Source organism: Erythrobacter crassostreae, from assembly GCF_019204045.1.
GTDB classification, from domain to species: domain Bacteria; phylum Pseudomonadota; class Alphaproteobacteria; order Sphingomonadales; family Sphingomonadaceae; genus Erythrobacter; species Erythrobacter crassostreae.
This window is the reverse complement of sequence record NZ_JAGSPC010000001.1, coordinates 397137-411358: the sequence shown is the minus strand read 5'-3', so window position 1 is coordinate 411358 and position 14222 is coordinate 397137. Positions and strand designations below refer to the sequence as shown.

The 14222-nt window shown below is 55.5% G+C and carries 10 protein-coding genes; 4 read left to right on the top strand and 6 right to left on the bottom strand.

Going from position 1 to position 14222, the window contains the following annotated elements:
- The first annotated feature begins 22 nt into the window (after window positions 1-22).
- The gene (gene metK / locus KCG46_RS02025) at window positions 23-1270 is read left to right on the top strand and encodes a methionine adenosyltransferase (RefSeq protein ID WP_218403680.1); all 1248 of its coding nucleotides are present in this window, start codon (window positions 23-25) and stop codon (window positions 1268-1270) included.
- A gap of 20 nt (window positions 1271-1290) precedes the next feature.
- Window positions 1291-2484 (top strand): DUF418 domain-containing protein, encoded by a 1194-nt coding sequence (locus KCG46_RS02020; protein ID WP_218403679.1) that lies wholly within the window; start codon window positions 1291-1293, stop codon window positions 2482-2484.
- On the opposite strand, the gene KCG46_RS02015 is transcribed toward KCG46_RS02020, so the two are convergent.
- Entirely contained in the window at window positions 2481-3644 is a 1164-nt protein-coding gene (locus tag KCG46_RS02015; protein ID WP_218403678.1) for a CaiB/BaiF CoA transferase family protein, read from the bottom strand. The two genes, KCG46_RS02020 and KCG46_RS02015, sit on opposite strands and share 4 nt — an antisense overlap.
- A gap of 129 nt (window positions 3645-3773) precedes the next feature.
- Between KCG46_RS02015 and KCG46_RS02010 the strand changes: the two genes are divergently transcribed.
- A complete protein-coding gene (locus KCG46_RS02010; RefSeq protein ID WP_218403677.1) occupies window positions 3774-4850 on the top strand; it encodes a hypothetical protein in 1077 nt (358 codons plus the stop codon).
- Between the two features lie 16 nt (window positions 4851-4866).
- Here KCG46_RS02010 and KCG46_RS02005 read toward each other — a convergent pair whose 3' ends face one another.
- The 3 genes from KCG46_RS02005 to KCG46_RS01995 are packed head-to-tail and all read right to left on the bottom strand — an operon-like array spanning window position 4867 to window position 7198.
- Window positions 4867-5532: a CoA transferase subunit B gene (locus KCG46_RS02005; protein ID WP_218403676.1), complete on the bottom strand. Its 666-nt coding sequence runs from the start codon at window positions 5530-5532 to the stop codon at window positions 4867-4869.
- Window positions 5529-6446 carry an HAD family hydrolase gene (locus KCG46_RS02000; RefSeq protein ID WP_218403675.1) on the bottom strand — a complete coding sequence of 306 codons (918 nt, stop codon included), beginning with the start codon at window positions 6444-6446 and terminating at the stop codon, window positions 5529-5531. The genes KCG46_RS02005 and KCG46_RS02000 overlap by 4 nt, the downstream gene beginning before the upstream one ends.
- 29 nt (window positions 6447-6475) lie before the next feature.
- Window positions 6476-7198, bottom strand: a complete 723-nt coding sequence (locus KCG46_RS01995; protein WP_218403674.1) for a CoA transferase subunit A — start codon at window positions 7196-7198, stop codon at window positions 6476-6478.
- Window positions 7199-7747: 549 nt separating this feature from the next.
- On the opposite strand from KCG46_RS01995, the gene KCG46_RS01990 reads away from it, so the two are divergent.
- Window positions 7748-10054 (top strand): CDC48 family AAA ATPase, encoded by a 2307-nt coding sequence (locus KCG46_RS01990; protein WP_218403673.1) that lies wholly within the window; start codon window positions 7748-7750, stop codon window positions 10052-10054.
- A gap of 6 nt (window positions 10055-10060) precedes the next feature.
- On the opposite strand, the gene KCG46_RS01985 is transcribed toward KCG46_RS01990, so the two are convergent.
- The gene (locus KCG46_RS01985; protein WP_218403672.1) at window positions 10061-11161 is read right to left on the bottom strand and encodes a mechanosensitive ion channel family protein; all 1101 of its coding nucleotides are present in this window, start codon (window positions 11159-11161) and stop codon (window positions 10061-10063) included.
- Between the two features lie 67 nt (window positions 11162-11228).
- Window positions 11229-14063 (bottom strand): DNA polymerase I, encoded by a 2835-nt coding sequence (gene polA / locus KCG46_RS01980; RefSeq protein ID WP_218403671.1) that lies wholly within the window; start codon window positions 14061-14063, stop codon window positions 11229-11231.
- Between the last annotated feature and the right edge of the window lie 159 nt (window positions 14064-14222).

Here is a 14222-nt window from a genome sequence, read left to right as displayed (position 1 = left end):
GTGGAAACCCCAAGGATTAATCATGCGCAGCGATTTTCTCTTCACTTCTGAAAGCGTTTCCGAAGGTCACCCCGATAAAGTCTCAGACCAGATTTCGGACGCCATCGTTGATCTGATGCTGGCCAAGGATCCTGAATCGCGCATCGCTTGTGAAACTATGACAACGACCCAGCGCGTTATCCTCTCCGGAGAAATCCGCTGTGCCCCGATGTATGATGAGAACAACGAAAGTTGGGCGGTCAATGGCGGGTGGGCTCCCGGTGCAAAAGAAGAGATTGAAAAGGCTGTACGTGCGACTGTGCGCGACATCGGTTACGAGCAAGATGGCTTTCACTGGAAGACACTGACTTTCGAAAACCACCTTCACGGCCAATCCGATCACATTGCCCAAGGCGTTGATGCGGGTGCAGAGGGCTCGAACAAAGATGAAGGCGCCGGTGACCAAGGTATCATGTTTGGTTTCGCGTGTGACGAAACGCCAGATCTTATGCCGGCCACGCTCGACTACAGTCACAAGATTTTGGAGAAGCTAGCGGCGGATCGCCACTCCGGCGCCGCGCCGTTTTTGGAGCCTGATGCGAAAAGTCAGGTCACCTTGCGTTACAAGGATGGCAAACCAGTGGGTTGCACCGCGCTGGTGGTCTCCACGCAGCATGCCGAAGGTTATGACAAAGGTGAAAAAGAGGCCGAGCTGAAAGCCTATGTAAAAGGCGTGGTTGCCGATATTCTGCCTGACGGATTTCTGTCCGACGAGACGCAGTGGCACATCAATCCCACAGGCAGTTTCGTAATCGGCGGCCCGGACGGAGATGCCGGTTTAACCGGTCGCAAGATCATCGTGGATACTTATGGCGGTGCTAGCCCACACGGCGGCGGCGCATTTAGCGGGAAAGACCCGACCAAGGTTGATCGCAGCGCCGCTTACATCACTCGCTATCTTGCAAAGAACGTTGTTGCCGCAGGATTGGCCACGCGCTGCACGATTCAGATCGCCTACGCGATTGGTGTCTCGCAGCCGCTCTCGCTTTATGTCGATACACACGGCACCGCAGCGGACGGTGTTGATGATGCTGCAATCGAAAATGCGATCGAGAGTATTGGTAAGCTGGGCGGACTAACGCCGCGCGCTATCCGCATGCATTTGGGTCTGAACAAACCAATCTATCGCAAGAGTGCTGCTTATGGGCACTTTGGCCGCAAGGCGGACGGCGATTTCTTCCCCTGGGAGAAAACGAATTTGGTCGAAGATCTAAAGGCAGCGCTTAGCTGATCTGTTAGACGCTGCTGATTATGGCGGCGCATCCAACTGGACCTAAACGTATCACCGAGCTTGACGCGCTGCGCGGGCTTGCGGTGATCGGCATCGTCTGGATGAATGTTTACGTCTTCGCTTTCCCGCTGCAGGCATATTACAATCCTAGCGTTTGGGGCGGAGAAACAGCGGTCGACCAGATTGTCTGGGCGACCAGTTTCGTTTTCATTGAAGACAAATTTCGCACTCTGTTCGCGATGATGTTTGGTGCCGGTTGCCTGATCCTGCTTGAGCGTGAGGGTGTGACCAAATGGCGCCCGCATGTCGCCCGGATGGTGGTTTTGTTTGCCCTTGGAATTGCTCACTCGGTCTTTTTAGCCAGCAATGATGTGCTGCGGGTTTACGCCGTGGCGGGGCTCGCGCTGCCATTCTTGGCGCAGTTTTCGCACCGCGCTCTTTATGCCATCGCGATTGGTTTTGTGGCTGTCCATGTCGGCGGTGGGATTGTGGCATTTGGGAGCGCAATGGTCGATTACTTCGCGGGACGAACAGAAAGCGACGCCTCGCTCTTCGTCCAAAGAGGTTTTGGACATGACGGTCCGGCATTGCGATATGCTTTGGAGCTTGGGCGGGAAGGCTTTGCAGATAGAATAATACGGCGTGCAGGAGATATCCCGGCACAATTGTGGGCAATTTCAGCCTCAATTCCGATCAATCTTGCGGGCATGACGCTGGGCATGGCGCTTTGGAAAGACCGCATGTTGGCCAGAGCATGGCGTATGTTTCGAATGCAACGGCTCGCGGCGATCTGCGCTCTGATCGCCCTTCCGCCGTTGCTCGCATTGGCTTGGTGGGTTTCTGATAAGGGGTTCCCCGGATCGCTGGTTGGCCCGGTTTCGCTGATCTTATCGGCTCCGTTCGATACTTTGCTGGCACTTGCATATGCAGCGTTGGCGATGGCGTTCTTTAGCGCGAGCGGCCGTGCCACGCGGCTGCTGGCGAGCGTGGGGAAACTGTCCTTGACCAATTATGTCATGACCAGCGTGATCCTATCAGTGATCTTCGCAAGTTGGGGCTTCGGTCTATTCGGTGACGTGACGCGCGCGCAGGCATTCGCGCTCAGTTTTGTGCCGATCGCGGCGATGCTGATCTGGTCACCTTTATGGGCTATGTGGTTTGGCAAAGGTCCGCTGGAGCGGGTCTGGAGAAGTATGGCGAAAGGGCTGTCCTAGTCATCCTCACCAAGCATTGGCGAAGGGCGGTCCATCGCCAATTCTCCCTCTGAGAAACTGAAGGGGGATCGTATTCCTAGCATGCCGTCCAATTCGATCCTCATGCCGCGCGCTGCGACTTGCGGATCATCAAAAACCTCGTCCAGATTGTTGATCGGGCCTGCGGGCACTCCATGCTCTTTACAGGCGGCCAGCAGACCGGCCTTGGTCCATTTCGCAGTTTCAAGCGCGATTTGGGGGTCGAGTTCTGCTGCGTTTCCGACCCGGCCGGCATTGCTGGTGAAATCCGGATTGTCTGACCAATCGGCGCGCCCCAGCAGTGATGCAAGTTTGGCAAACAAACCATCATTGGCGGGCGCAAGGATCACATGGCCATCGCTAACAGGAAATACTCCATAGGGTGCAACCTGAGCGTGGGCGTTGCCCATCCTTGGCGGATTGTCGCCGGTATTGAGGAAATAGCTCGCTTGATTGGCAAGCAAAGCGACCGAACAATCCATCAATGCCATATCGAGATGTTGACCGCGCCCTTGCATCGGACCGGGGCGCTCACGCTGCAGCAACGCGGCCTGAATGCCGTTTGCCGCCCATGTGCCGGTGGCAAGATCGGAGATTGAGACGCCCATCTTCATCGGGTCGCCTTCGGGCTCGCCGGTAACAGACATAAACCCGCTCATACCCTGGATCACGAAATCATAACCTGCCTCGTGAGAGCGAGGGCCGGTCTGTCCAAAGCCGGTAATCGAGCAATACACCATCCTGGGGTTCCGGGCTGCCAATGAAGCAAAATCGAGACCGAATTTGGCCAAACTACCAGTCTTGAAATTCTCGATCACGACATCCGCATCGGCGCAGAGATCGCGAACCCGCTTTAGGTCGTTCCCCTCGCGAAAATCGGCCACGATTGACCGCTTTCCTCGATTGCAGGCGTGATAATAGGCAGCTTCGCGGTGCAGTTTTCCGTGCGCGTCTGTCCGCTCAACCCACGGTGGGCCCCACAACCGTGTTCCATCGCCTTCAGGGCTTTCAACCTTGATTACATCCGCACCAAGGTCGGCAAGAATTTGTCCGGCCCACGGTCCGGCCAGAACGCGGGCGAGTTCGACGACTTTCAAGCCAGCAAGCGGCGATTTCGGATTACGAGGGTGTTCAAACCACATGCACCTCTCGCTCGACCAAAGCTTGGGTGCCGTCAAGGGTATCGAATCGAGAAATGCGCCTCCGCCATAGGTGCGGTTTGCCCGATCGCGCCAGCTATGCAAGATTACGGCGAACTGGGGAGATTTCAGATGCATAGATCCGTGAAGAGTATCGCATTGTTGGCCGCGGCAACCGTGACAGCGTTAGCCGCTCCGGCTTCCGCACAGCGATCGATCGAGCTGCCCGACGAAGCATGGGTCCACCCGCATAGCGAAATTGTTGTCCCCACCACCCTTGGCGGATTGCCGCGCACCGGCGCGGTTGAGTATGCGCCAGACTTTCTAAACCTTGGTTTCTCGTTCCGCGTCGAAGGCGAAGAGCTGTCGATCTATATCTACCGGGACACCAATGGCGGCGTGCCAGTGTGGTTTGAACAAGCGCGGATCGGAATTGAATCGCGCGAGGCGCTTGGCAAACCCCAATTGCCCTATTTGATCGAACCGTATTCGTGGCCTGGCGCAGAGGTATGGCAAGGCCAACGTGGAATCTATGCCACCCCCAATAGCGAGGTGGTAAAAAGCACAGGGCTTGTGCTGTTTTCAGTAAACGGCTGGTTCGTAAAATTGCGCGCGTCGTCTCGAACACGCTCTCCAGAGGAGTTGGGTATTTGGATTGATAGTGCATTTGCCGAGCTAGCCGCGCCTGCATCCTCTGCCAGTCAGCCTGCAATCATCCCAGTGGAGGATTGCGAAGAGAAGCTGGTTTTCAAAAAGAAAGCCGAGGATGCAAAAGTCGATGGCGCATCGAGCCTTATCAGCGCACTGTTAGGCGGCATGGTCGCCGAAAAGGTACAGGAGCAGCAAGAAAGCGAAGAGGCGAGGGCAGCTGTCGCCTGGTGCCGCGATTCCTCGCTCAGCGCTACGCAAGTAGCGTACCGCGCGAATGCTTCCACGGATTCCTATCTGATCGCTCTTGGCGATAGCGGCATGGGGGTCTCGGTCGCTCCCGATTCGGGGTCAGCGCTGCTTTCGGACGCTAAAAAGAGCAAGAAACAGCCGTTCTCGATCACTGTCATAACAGACGATCAGCGCATCAATTTTGTGCCGCAAAACCGGCTCCCATCGCTTGAACGGGTTCTCAAAATCATCAACGAAAACCGCCGGACAAGCGCAGTTTCAACCTGGGGCGACAATTCCACAATCGAGCTCAGTCCGGATTCGCTTTAACCGGGCAGTACCGGGATTATGCGTCTTCCAGAGCCACTTCATAGCGAGCGGTGGTCTTCGTAGCGACTTCGTCGGCCGTAACACCCGGTGCCAGTTCGATCAGGCGGAAGTCCGCGTCTTTGGATGGGCGATGAAATACACCAAGGTTTGTGATGACCATATCGACGACGCCAGCACCGGTTAGCGGCAGTGAACATGCTGGAATGAGTTTTGGGCTGCCGTCCTTGGCGTTGTGATCCATGACAACGATGATCTTCTTGACCCCGGCGACCAGATCCATCGCGCCGCCCATGCCTTTGATCATTTTACCCGGGATCATCCAGTTGGCGATGTCGCCGTTTTCGGCCACTTCCATTGCGCCCAACACTGTCAGGTCGATATGCCCGCCGCGGATCATTGAAAAGCTGGTCGCGCTGTCGAAATAGGCGCTGTGCGGAAGCTCGCTGATCGTCTGTTTCCCCGCATTGATCAGATCGGGATCAACCTCGTCCTCGTAAGGGAAAGGGCCAATGCCGAGCATGCCATTCTCGCTTTGTAGAGTGACCAGCATGCCTTCTGGAATATGGTTTGCGACCAGCGTTGGAATGCCGATCCCGAGATTGACGTAATACCCGTCTTCTAGCTCACGCGCGGCGCGCGCGGCCATTTGATCACGGGTCCATCCGATTGCATCTTGGGTCATTGTTCTTGCTTTCCGTCTGGGATTGGCGCGGCAGAGATGTCATCCTGCAGCTCTGTCGATGATTGAGATATGAGAGGCAAAGCCGGATCGCTGGCTTCATCTTTGTTGGTTGCGATTGGTGTATCCGGTCCGATCAGAAACCAGCCGTTATTGATCAGCTTTTCAAGGTTTAGTGCAGCGTTGCGATTGTTGAGGTAGTCATAAAGTTCATCAAAATCGCGGCGATTGTCGCCTGCAATAGCGATCAAGCAAGTTTCGCTGGAAAATTCTTTTCGACGGGTCTGTTTGCGATCACCGGGATAGCGCATCAAAAGCAACGTATCTTCGGCATCCGGATCAAGGCCTGAGGATGTCAACGCATCGCGCACAATATCGGCATCGGCGGCAGAATTACCTGAAATCCAAGCAACCGTTACGCCCTCGCTGCGGAGTACTTTGAGACTGAGAGCAATTGAAGTGGAGGTTGGGAGCGGCGAATTGCTGGAATAGGTTGCCTCACCCGGATCGAGATCGATAAGCACCGCTGGCTCCAACTCACCATCCCGATCACAATTAATCCGTTCTCCGTCAAGCGCTGCGGGATTGCTGAGTACAGCGGAGGCAAGGGGCTCTTCGGCTTCTGAGAACCGGAAGGCTTGCTGCGTTGAGTATCGGATAAATTCCACGAGACGCGGCGACTGGATTGATCGATCTTCTGTGCTAGGTTGGACCAAACTTCCGGCTTCTTCCACTCCAGAACTGGCCGCATCGGTCTCTGCTGTAACGACGTTGGCGGCCTCTGGCTGTTCCGCCGTCGGGGCTTCCTCATCACCGTTTTCGTCTGCGTTATTCTCAGATTGAACGATCGCTCCGCTTGCGACAAGCGGGATGACCGCCGCGACGCAGCCCGGCAAGGTCAGGCTGACCAAGGACATTGCAACCAGAGAGGCGGCGGTCTTGCGAATTACGCTGTCTCCCGCTCCCGCGTCGTGCGGAACTCGATCTGTTTGTCGTACGGCGCGCCAACAATCATCCGGTTCACGAATACACCCGGAAGGTGAATCTCGTCGGGGTTGAGCGCGCCTGCAGGGACGATTTCTTCGACTTCGGCAATACAAACTTTGCCGCATGTCGCTGCAGGCTGATTGAAATTGCGAGCTGTTTTACGGAAGATAAGATTTCCAGTTTCGTCGGCCTTCCAAGCTTTCACAATGGCAAGATCGGCGAAGATGCCGCGTTCCATAATGTATGTTGCAGTCTCTCCATCGGGATCGGTGAAGGCCTTGTGCTCTTTGCCTTCGGCGACCTGAGTGCCAACGCCTGTCTTGGTGTAGAAACCCGGAATGCCGGCGCCGCCTGCACGCATCCGTTCGGCAAGTGTACCCTGCGGGCAAAACTCGACTTCCAATTCTCCGGCCAAAAACTGACGTTCAAACTCCTTGTTCTCGCCGACATAGGATGAAATCATTTTTTTCACCTGACGGGTACGAAGCAATTTGCCGATGCCTTCATTGTCGATGCCTGCATTGTTGCTGGCAAAGGTGAGTCCGGTTGCTCCGTTGTCGCGGATGGCATCAAGCAGGCGTTCTGGAATACCGCAAAGGCCAAAGCCGCCAGCGGCAATCAACATGCCATCTTTGATTACGCCATCGATCGCGCTTGCGGCATCTGGGAAGAGTTTGCTCATAAAAGGCACCTGCTTGGTCAAAAACGAATGTTGCGGGCATTAAGAGCCCGCTTGTTTGCGCCTGATTACTGGGTCGAAAGCGCTGTGTCACGCTTTGCGACTAAGTGACGTCATTGGTCAGCGATATGTTGCGATGCACAAAGACAGCTGCCTAATTATTGCCCCAAAAAGGCCAATATGCCTATAAATCAGGCATAAACTTTGCGAAACAACGCATACTTTCAGCAGAAACCCGAGTTTAATTGTGAAAAATGCAACAAAATGTGCGGCTTTCGCACTTGCGAAAAGATTTGCAGCGCAGCATATCTGTTATCGCCTTTCAGGCATCCTCTCCCAAACTTTTTAGCCCGGCCTTTGTGCCGGGCTTTTTCTGCGCGGCGAAAATCGCTCCAGTCGGTTTTGTTTGCAGGCGATCTATCCGCACCAATCCTTGGCTTTCCATTGGCGACAGCTTCAGTATTTCGGTTCAGTAAGCTTTTTTCCGCAGCGCGTATGTTGCTACGGGTGTTGGGAAACAAACGAATCGAAGCGTTCGAGAGGAAGTAATTAATGGCAGATGCCGAAGCCGCCACTCCCAGCCGCACTGCGCGTCTCCAAGTCGCACCAGCACGGCAGGAGGAATCTGGTCAGGGTATCGCCCGTATGCCGCGTTCGGCATTTCAGGCGCTCGGGATTACCGAAGGCGATGTTGTCGAAATAAACGGCAAGCGCCCAACCGCTGCAATCGCCATGGCTGCCTACCCTGAAGACGATGCGCTTGAAATCGTTCGATTAGACGGCTTGCAACGCGGCAATGCAGAGGCCGCATCGGGTGAGCATGTCGAAGTCTCCGTCGCTGAATCGCGTCCGGCCACGCGCGTCGTTTTTGCGCCCGCCCAGCGGGAAATGCGGCTGCAAGGTCCGACCCAAGCTTTGAAACGCAATTTCTTTCGCAAGCCGATTGTCGCCGGTGATTTGGTGGCGACCACCGGACAGCAGCCGGTTCAGAACATGCCGCCTGATGTGCGACAGTTGCTGCGCGCGCCAGCCTATGCGCTGACGCAAATCCGCCTTTCGGTTGCCTCAACCAACCCGAAAGGCATCGTCCATATTGACGAGAACACCGAAGTTGAACTGCGGGCAGATTTTGAAGAGCCACGCGATGCTCGCGGTGCTGTGAACTATGATGATGTTGGCGGAATGGAAGACACCATTCAGCAGCTTCGTGAAATGGTCGAATTGCCGCTCCGCTATCCCGAACTGTTCACGCGCCTTGGGGTGGATCCGCCTAAGGGGGTTTTGCTTCATGGCCCGCCCGGAACCGGTAAGACGCGTCTTGCCCAGGCTGTGGCCAATGAAAGCGACGCAGAATTCTTCACGATCAACGGACCTGAAATCATGGGGTCTGGCTATGGTGAAAGCGAAAAGCGGCTCCGTGAGGTGTTTGAAGAGGCGACCCGCGTCGCTCCGGCGATTGTTTTCATCGATGAGATTGATTCAATCGCTCCGAAGCGTACGCAGGTTCCAGGCGAAGCCGAGAAGCGCCTCGTTGCACAATTGCTAACACTGATGGACGGGCTGGAGGCGCGCGCGAACCTTGTCGTGATCGCTGCAACAAACCGTCCGGATGCGATTGACGAAGCGTTGCGCAGGCCGGGCCGGTTTGACCGCGAGATTGTGATCGGGGTGCCTGATCAAGGCGGCCGGCGTGAAATCCTTGCCATTCACACACGCGGTATGCCGCTAGAAGAAGCGGTTGACCTTGATGAGCTGGCCCGCGTGACCCACGGATTTGTGGGTGCAGATATTGCTGCTCTTGCCCGTGAAGCTGCGATTGATTCTGTGCGCCGTATCATGCCGCGCCTTGATTTGGATGAGCGCACTATTCCGCAGGACGTGCTTGAAGACCTGTGTGTGACGCGCGAAGATTTTCTCTCTGCGCTCAAACGTATCCAGCCATCCGCCATGCGCGAAGTTATGGTTCAGATGCCTGATGTCGGCTGGGATGATATCGGAGGGGTCGGCGATGCTATCGATAAGCTTAAGGAAGGCATCGAACTTCCTCTGAAAAACCCCGACGCATTCAGGCGCCTTGGCATTCGTCCGGCGAAAGGTTTCTTACTCTACGGCCCGCCGGGGACTGGTAAAACATTGCTGGCCAAGGCGACCGCAAAAGAGGCCGAGGCCAACTTTATCTCGATGAAAAGCTCTGATCTCCTGTCCAAATGGTATGGCGAGAGTGAGCAGCAGATCGCGCGTCTATTCGCCCGTGCTCGCGCGGTCGCCCCGTGCGTTATCTTCATCGATGAGATCGACAGCTTGGTGCCGGCCCGCGGAAGCGGGCAAGGTGAGCCGCAAGTAACTGGGCGTGTTGTGAACACGATCCTCGCTGAGATGGACGGCCTGGAAGAGCTGCAATCGGTTATTGTGGTGGGTGCTACCAACCGGCCTACATTGGTCGATCCGGCACTGCTGCGCCCTGGCCGGTTTGATGAACTGGTCTATGTCGGCACACCCGATCTCGAAGGGCGCGAGCATATCCTGAAGATCCATACATCAGGAATGCCTCTTGCCGATGACGTCGATCTTAAATCCGTCGCTAAAAGGACTGACCGCTTCACCGGTGCAGACCTTGAAGACGTAGTGCGCCGAGCGGGCCTTGGCGCGCTGCGCCGTGTTGGCGGTGAGGTTTCTGCGGTTGCGGCAGAAGACTTTGAAGATGCACTCAAAGACTCCCGCGCGACCGTAACATCGCGGATGGAAGCGGAATATCGCAAGATGCGAGGTGAGCTTAAGAAACGCGCAGCGGAAGCCAATCCAATCGGATTCTTTGCCCCGGATACGCTCGAGCCGACCAGAGCAAAAAAGCACGATTGATCTGATCTATGGCGCGGCGGCTTCCCCTGCTTTCGGGTGGCCGCCGGGCGCTTCAAGCCGGTGCCGGATAAGCGCTTCCGGCATATTTTGACGCATCCAGTCGAACATGTGTTCCCGAGTGTCGCAGCGAAGCGCAAAGAGGTCACCAATCGTCTTTGCGCTCATGGAAAGGCGCATTTCTATGCTTTCTGGGTAAGCCTCTGTCATGAGCATTTTGAGATTGCGTCCATCATACAGTTCATGCGCTTCTACATAGCGTTCAAACTCTTCACGGATGGGCGCGACTTCCGTCGCCGGGTCCAGGTGGAGGAAGACAGGTCCTGTTAGCTCCTCATTGCTGCGCGACCAGTTTTCAAAGCTGTCATCCAGAAAACGGCTGGTCGGCACGATCAGGACGCGCTGATCCCAGGTGCGGACCGTAACGAACGACATCTTCATCTGCTCCACGCGGCCCACTTCGCCATCGACCTTTACCAGATCACCGATCCGCATCGGCTCCGTAAGGGCAATTTGAAGGCCCGATATTAGCGATTTCAGCGCTGGCTGCGCAGCCGCACCGATTGCCAAGGCAGCCAAACCGGCAGAGGCAAGCATGGTGGTCCCGATCGAACGGACTGAGGGAATCGCAAACAGCATCAGGCCAATCGTGATCACGATAATCGCGAACGTTGCGATCCGAGAAAGGACTGCAATTCGCGTCTTTCGGCTCCGCATGGCGACGGGGTCTTCATGCACCTCCATCTTGGCTTCAAGTCCGGCTGTGAAAGCGCGCACGATGTTGAACGCAATCCAGCCAAGCAGGGCCGGGCGCAAGAATTGCGCAAGCGGTTCCCAAACTAGGCCAAGGGATCCGTCCACCTGAGCAGCGATTGTTACGCCAATCGCGATGAAGGACCATTTTATAGGAGACCGCACACGGTTGATGAGCAGGTCATCAACATCATTCTCGGACATCTGCGTCAGTCTGTTTACCAGCCCGAACACAACTCGATAAGCGATGTAGGAGAGTATGACTGAGGCAAGCAAGACAAGAGCGGAAACCGTAAGGTCGTATATCAGGACATCCCAGTCCAATTCCCAGTTTATGGGGTTTAAGTCATCAAACATATAAGTGAGTTTCGCCTTTTGAATATAGGGTCAGCCGCACAAGTTCGTGCGGCGAGCAGTTACCCACTCAATGCGCGGCATCCCAAGAAGTGCCCGTTCCGATATCGATGGCGAGCGGCACGTCGAGCGAGACGGCTGGTAAGGCAGCCTCTACCATAACCCGTTCGATCACTTGAGACGCTTTCGCTACGTCGCCTTCAGGAAGTTCGAAGACTAGCTCATCGTGAACCTGCAGCAGCATCCTCACATTGCCTAAATCCTCGCTGCGCAATGCCGGTAACATGCGCACCATTGCGCGCTTGATAATGTCGGCGCTGGTTCCCTGAATTGGCGCGTTTATTGCCGCGCGTTCGCTGCCCTGCCGTTCGGCTTGGTTCTTTGATTTGATGCGAGGGAACCAAGTTTTTCGGCCAAACAGCGTTTCGGAGTATCCGCGCTCGCCCACGATTTCCAATGTTTCCGCGATATAGCGCTGAATACCGGGGAAACGTTTGAAGTAGGTGTCGATCATATCCTGTGCTTCGTCTGGTTCTACCTCAAGACGGCCCGCAAGGCCCCAGCGGGAAATGCCATAGAGGATCGCAAAGTTGATTGTTTTGGCGCGCGCCCGGGTGTCCCGTGTCACCTCGCCGAACATCTCTTTTGCTGTGCGTGAGTGAATGTCTTCTCCCTTGGCAAAAGCGTCTTTTAGCGTGTCTACGTCGGCCATATGGGCAGCCAATCGAAGCTCGATTTGAGAATAATCGGCCGCGAGCAATAGGTTGCCCTGTTCAGGCACGAATGCTTCGCGAATTTGGCGGCCGATCGCAGTGCGGATTGGAATGTTTTGCAGGTTTGGATCGGTTGAAGACAAACGACCTGTCTGCGCGCCCGTTAGACTGTAGCTTGTGTGAACGCGCTGTGTTGCCGGATTGATCGCCTCTTGCAGCGCATCTGTATAGGTCGATTTCAGCTTTGAGAGTTGACGCCATTCGAGAACCTTGTTCGCAATCGGAGCATCATCGCCTGCAAGCCGTTCCAGGACGCTTTGATCGGTTGAGTATTGTCCGCTCTTGCCCTTCTTCCCGCCTTTGTAGCCGAGCTTATCGAACAGAATCTCGCCCAGTTGCTTTGGGCTACCGACGGTAAATTCCTGGCCAGCGAGTTCGTATATTTCACCTTCGAGGCGTCCGATTTCTTTCGCGAATTCCTCCGAAAGACGGGCGAGCTGTGCACGGTCAACCTTGATCCCCTCACGCTCCATTTGCGCGACTACCGGGATTAATGGGCGGTCAACACGTTCGTAGACTTTGCTGCCGCCTTCGATAGCGAGGCGTGGCTTTAAATGTTGGTAAAGCCGCCAAGTGACATCGGCATCTTCTGCGGCATATTCTGTCGCCCGGTCCAATGGTACTTCGCCAAACGGGATCTGTTTTTTGCCAGTGCCGCATACTTCCTTGAACGAAAGCGGGGTGTGATCGAGATGACGCTGTGACAACTCATCCATACCGTGGCCGCCGCCCATGCCTTCTCCGCGCCCGGCATCCAGATCAAAACTAACAATCATCGTGTCTTCGATCGGCGAAACCGAAACGTCGTAGCGGGCCAGTACATTCAGATCGTACTTGCCGTTCTGAAACACTTTGGTGACGCTGGGGTCTGCGAGCATCGGTTTCAGCGCCTCTATGGCGGTATCGCGCGCAATTTGCTCTGGCGTTTCAGAGAGTAGATCGGTGCCGCCATGCGCGAGTGGAATGTAACACGCGTCATTGGGCCCAAGGGCTAGGCTGATACCCACCAATTCGGCCTGCATCGCGTTGAGCGACGAAGTTTCCGTATCGACTGCGACAATCCTCGCAGCGATTGCGCGTTCGGCCCAGGCCTGAAGTCGGTCCATCGTTTGCACCGTTTCATATGAACTGCGATCGACTGCGGGCATCTCCGGCGGAGCTTGTCGGTTGCCCTCATCGTCCCCTGTGTCACCCTCCATCTCGGCTTTGGCAGGGTGAAGGTTGTTGGCGCGCTCTGGGCTGCCCCCTCCGGTACCCAACCGCCTCAACAAAGAGGTAAAGCCGTGCTGTTCCAAGAAAGCTGACAATGGACCTTCCGGGATCTTTTCGATCCGCATTTCATCAATTGGTTGAGGAATGTCGCAGTCTTCTTTGAGGGTCACCAGAACGCGGCTCATCTCTGCATCTGCGCGTCCTTCCAGAAGGCGCTCTTTCAACTTGGACTTCTTCATCTCAGGCGCATAATCGAGCGCTGCGGTCAGTGATCCATGTTCTGCGATCAGCTTGCTCGCGGTCTTTGGGCCTACCCCGTATATTCCCGGAATGTTGTCGACGCTGTCTCCCATGAGAGCCAGCACATCGCCGACCAGTTCAGGCTTTACGCCGAATTTTTCCTCGACTTCCGGAATGTATATCCGCGCGCTTTTCATAGTATCGAGCATGTCGATTCTGGCGCCATCAACCTCGCCAATAAGCTGCATCAAATCTTTGTCAGATGATACAATGGTAACGTTCCACCCTTGCCGCTGCGCTTCGCGGGCATAGGTTGCAATCAGATCGTCTGCCTCCAATCCTTCTTCCTCAATACAAGGAAGGCTGAATGCACGAGTTGCGTCACGGATTAACGGAAACTGCGGGCGCAAATCATCGGGTGGATCGGGCCGGTTGGCCTTATACTCCGGATAAATATCGTTGCGGAATGAATGCGAGCTTTTGTCTAGGATTACGGCAAGATGTGTCGGTCCGTCGGCGGCATCGAGATCGTCCGCCAGTTTCCAGAGCATTGTAGTGTAACCATAAACCGCACCAACAGGGGTCCCCTCCGGATTGGTTAGCGGCGGCAGGCGGTGATACGCTCTGAAAATATAGGACGAGCCATCGACGAGATAGAGGTGCTGTTGCTGTTCGGACATAACAACGCACTAGCACCGGCTTTGGCGTCGCGTAAGCCGGTTTGAGGCCCGCCTTGGTTTCACACAGCCCGTCTCGATTGTGTCTGAATCAAGGCGGGAATAAGGCAATTTTGCCTTATTTTACTTGCATTGCCACAATCCGGCCACTATTTGACACTG

What these genes read in the sequence shown, in the direction of transcription:
- KCG46_RS02005 (WP_218403676.1), bottom strand. Translation starts at nt 5,532, where the DNA reads ATGACCCAAGATGCAATCGGATGGACCCGTGATCAAATGGCCGCGCGC.
- KCG46_RS01990 (WP_218403673.1), top strand. Translation starts at nt 7,748, where the DNA reads ATGGCAGATGCCGAAGCCGCCACTCCCAGCCGCACTGCGCGTCTCCAA.
- KCG46_RS01985 (WP_218403672.1), bottom strand. Translation starts at nt 11,161, where the DNA reads ATGTTTGATGACTTAAACCCCATAAACTGGGAATTGGACTGGGATGTC.
- KCG46_RS02000 (WP_218403675.1), bottom strand. Translation starts at nt 6,446, where the DNA reads ATGTCCTTGGTCAGCCTGACCTTGCCGGGCTGCGTCGCGGCGGTCATC.
- KCG46_RS02015 (WP_218403678.1), bottom strand. Translation starts at nt 3,644, where the DNA reads ATGTGGTTTGAACACCCTCGTAATCCGAAATCGCCGCTTGCTGGCTTG.
- KCG46_RS02010 (WP_218403677.1), top strand. Translation starts at nt 3,774, where the DNA reads ATGCATAGATCCGTGAAGAGTATCGCATTGTTGGCCGCGGCAACCGTG.
- polA (WP_218403671.1), bottom strand. Translation starts at nt 14,063, where the DNA reads ATGTCCGAACAGCAACAGCACCTCTATCTCGTCGATGGCTCGTCCTAT.
- KCG46_RS02020 (WP_218403679.1), top strand. Translation starts at nt 1,291, where the DNA reads ATGGCGGCGCATCCAACTGGACCTAAACGTATCACCGAGCTTGACGCG.
- metK (WP_218403680.1), top strand. Translation starts at nt 23, where the DNA reads ATGCGCAGCGATTTTCTCTTCACTTCTGAAAGCGTTTCCGAAGGTCAC.
- KCG46_RS01995 (WP_218403674.1), bottom strand. Translation starts at nt 7,198, where the DNA reads ATGAGCAAACTCTTCCCAGATGCCGCAAGCGCGATCGATGGCGTAATC.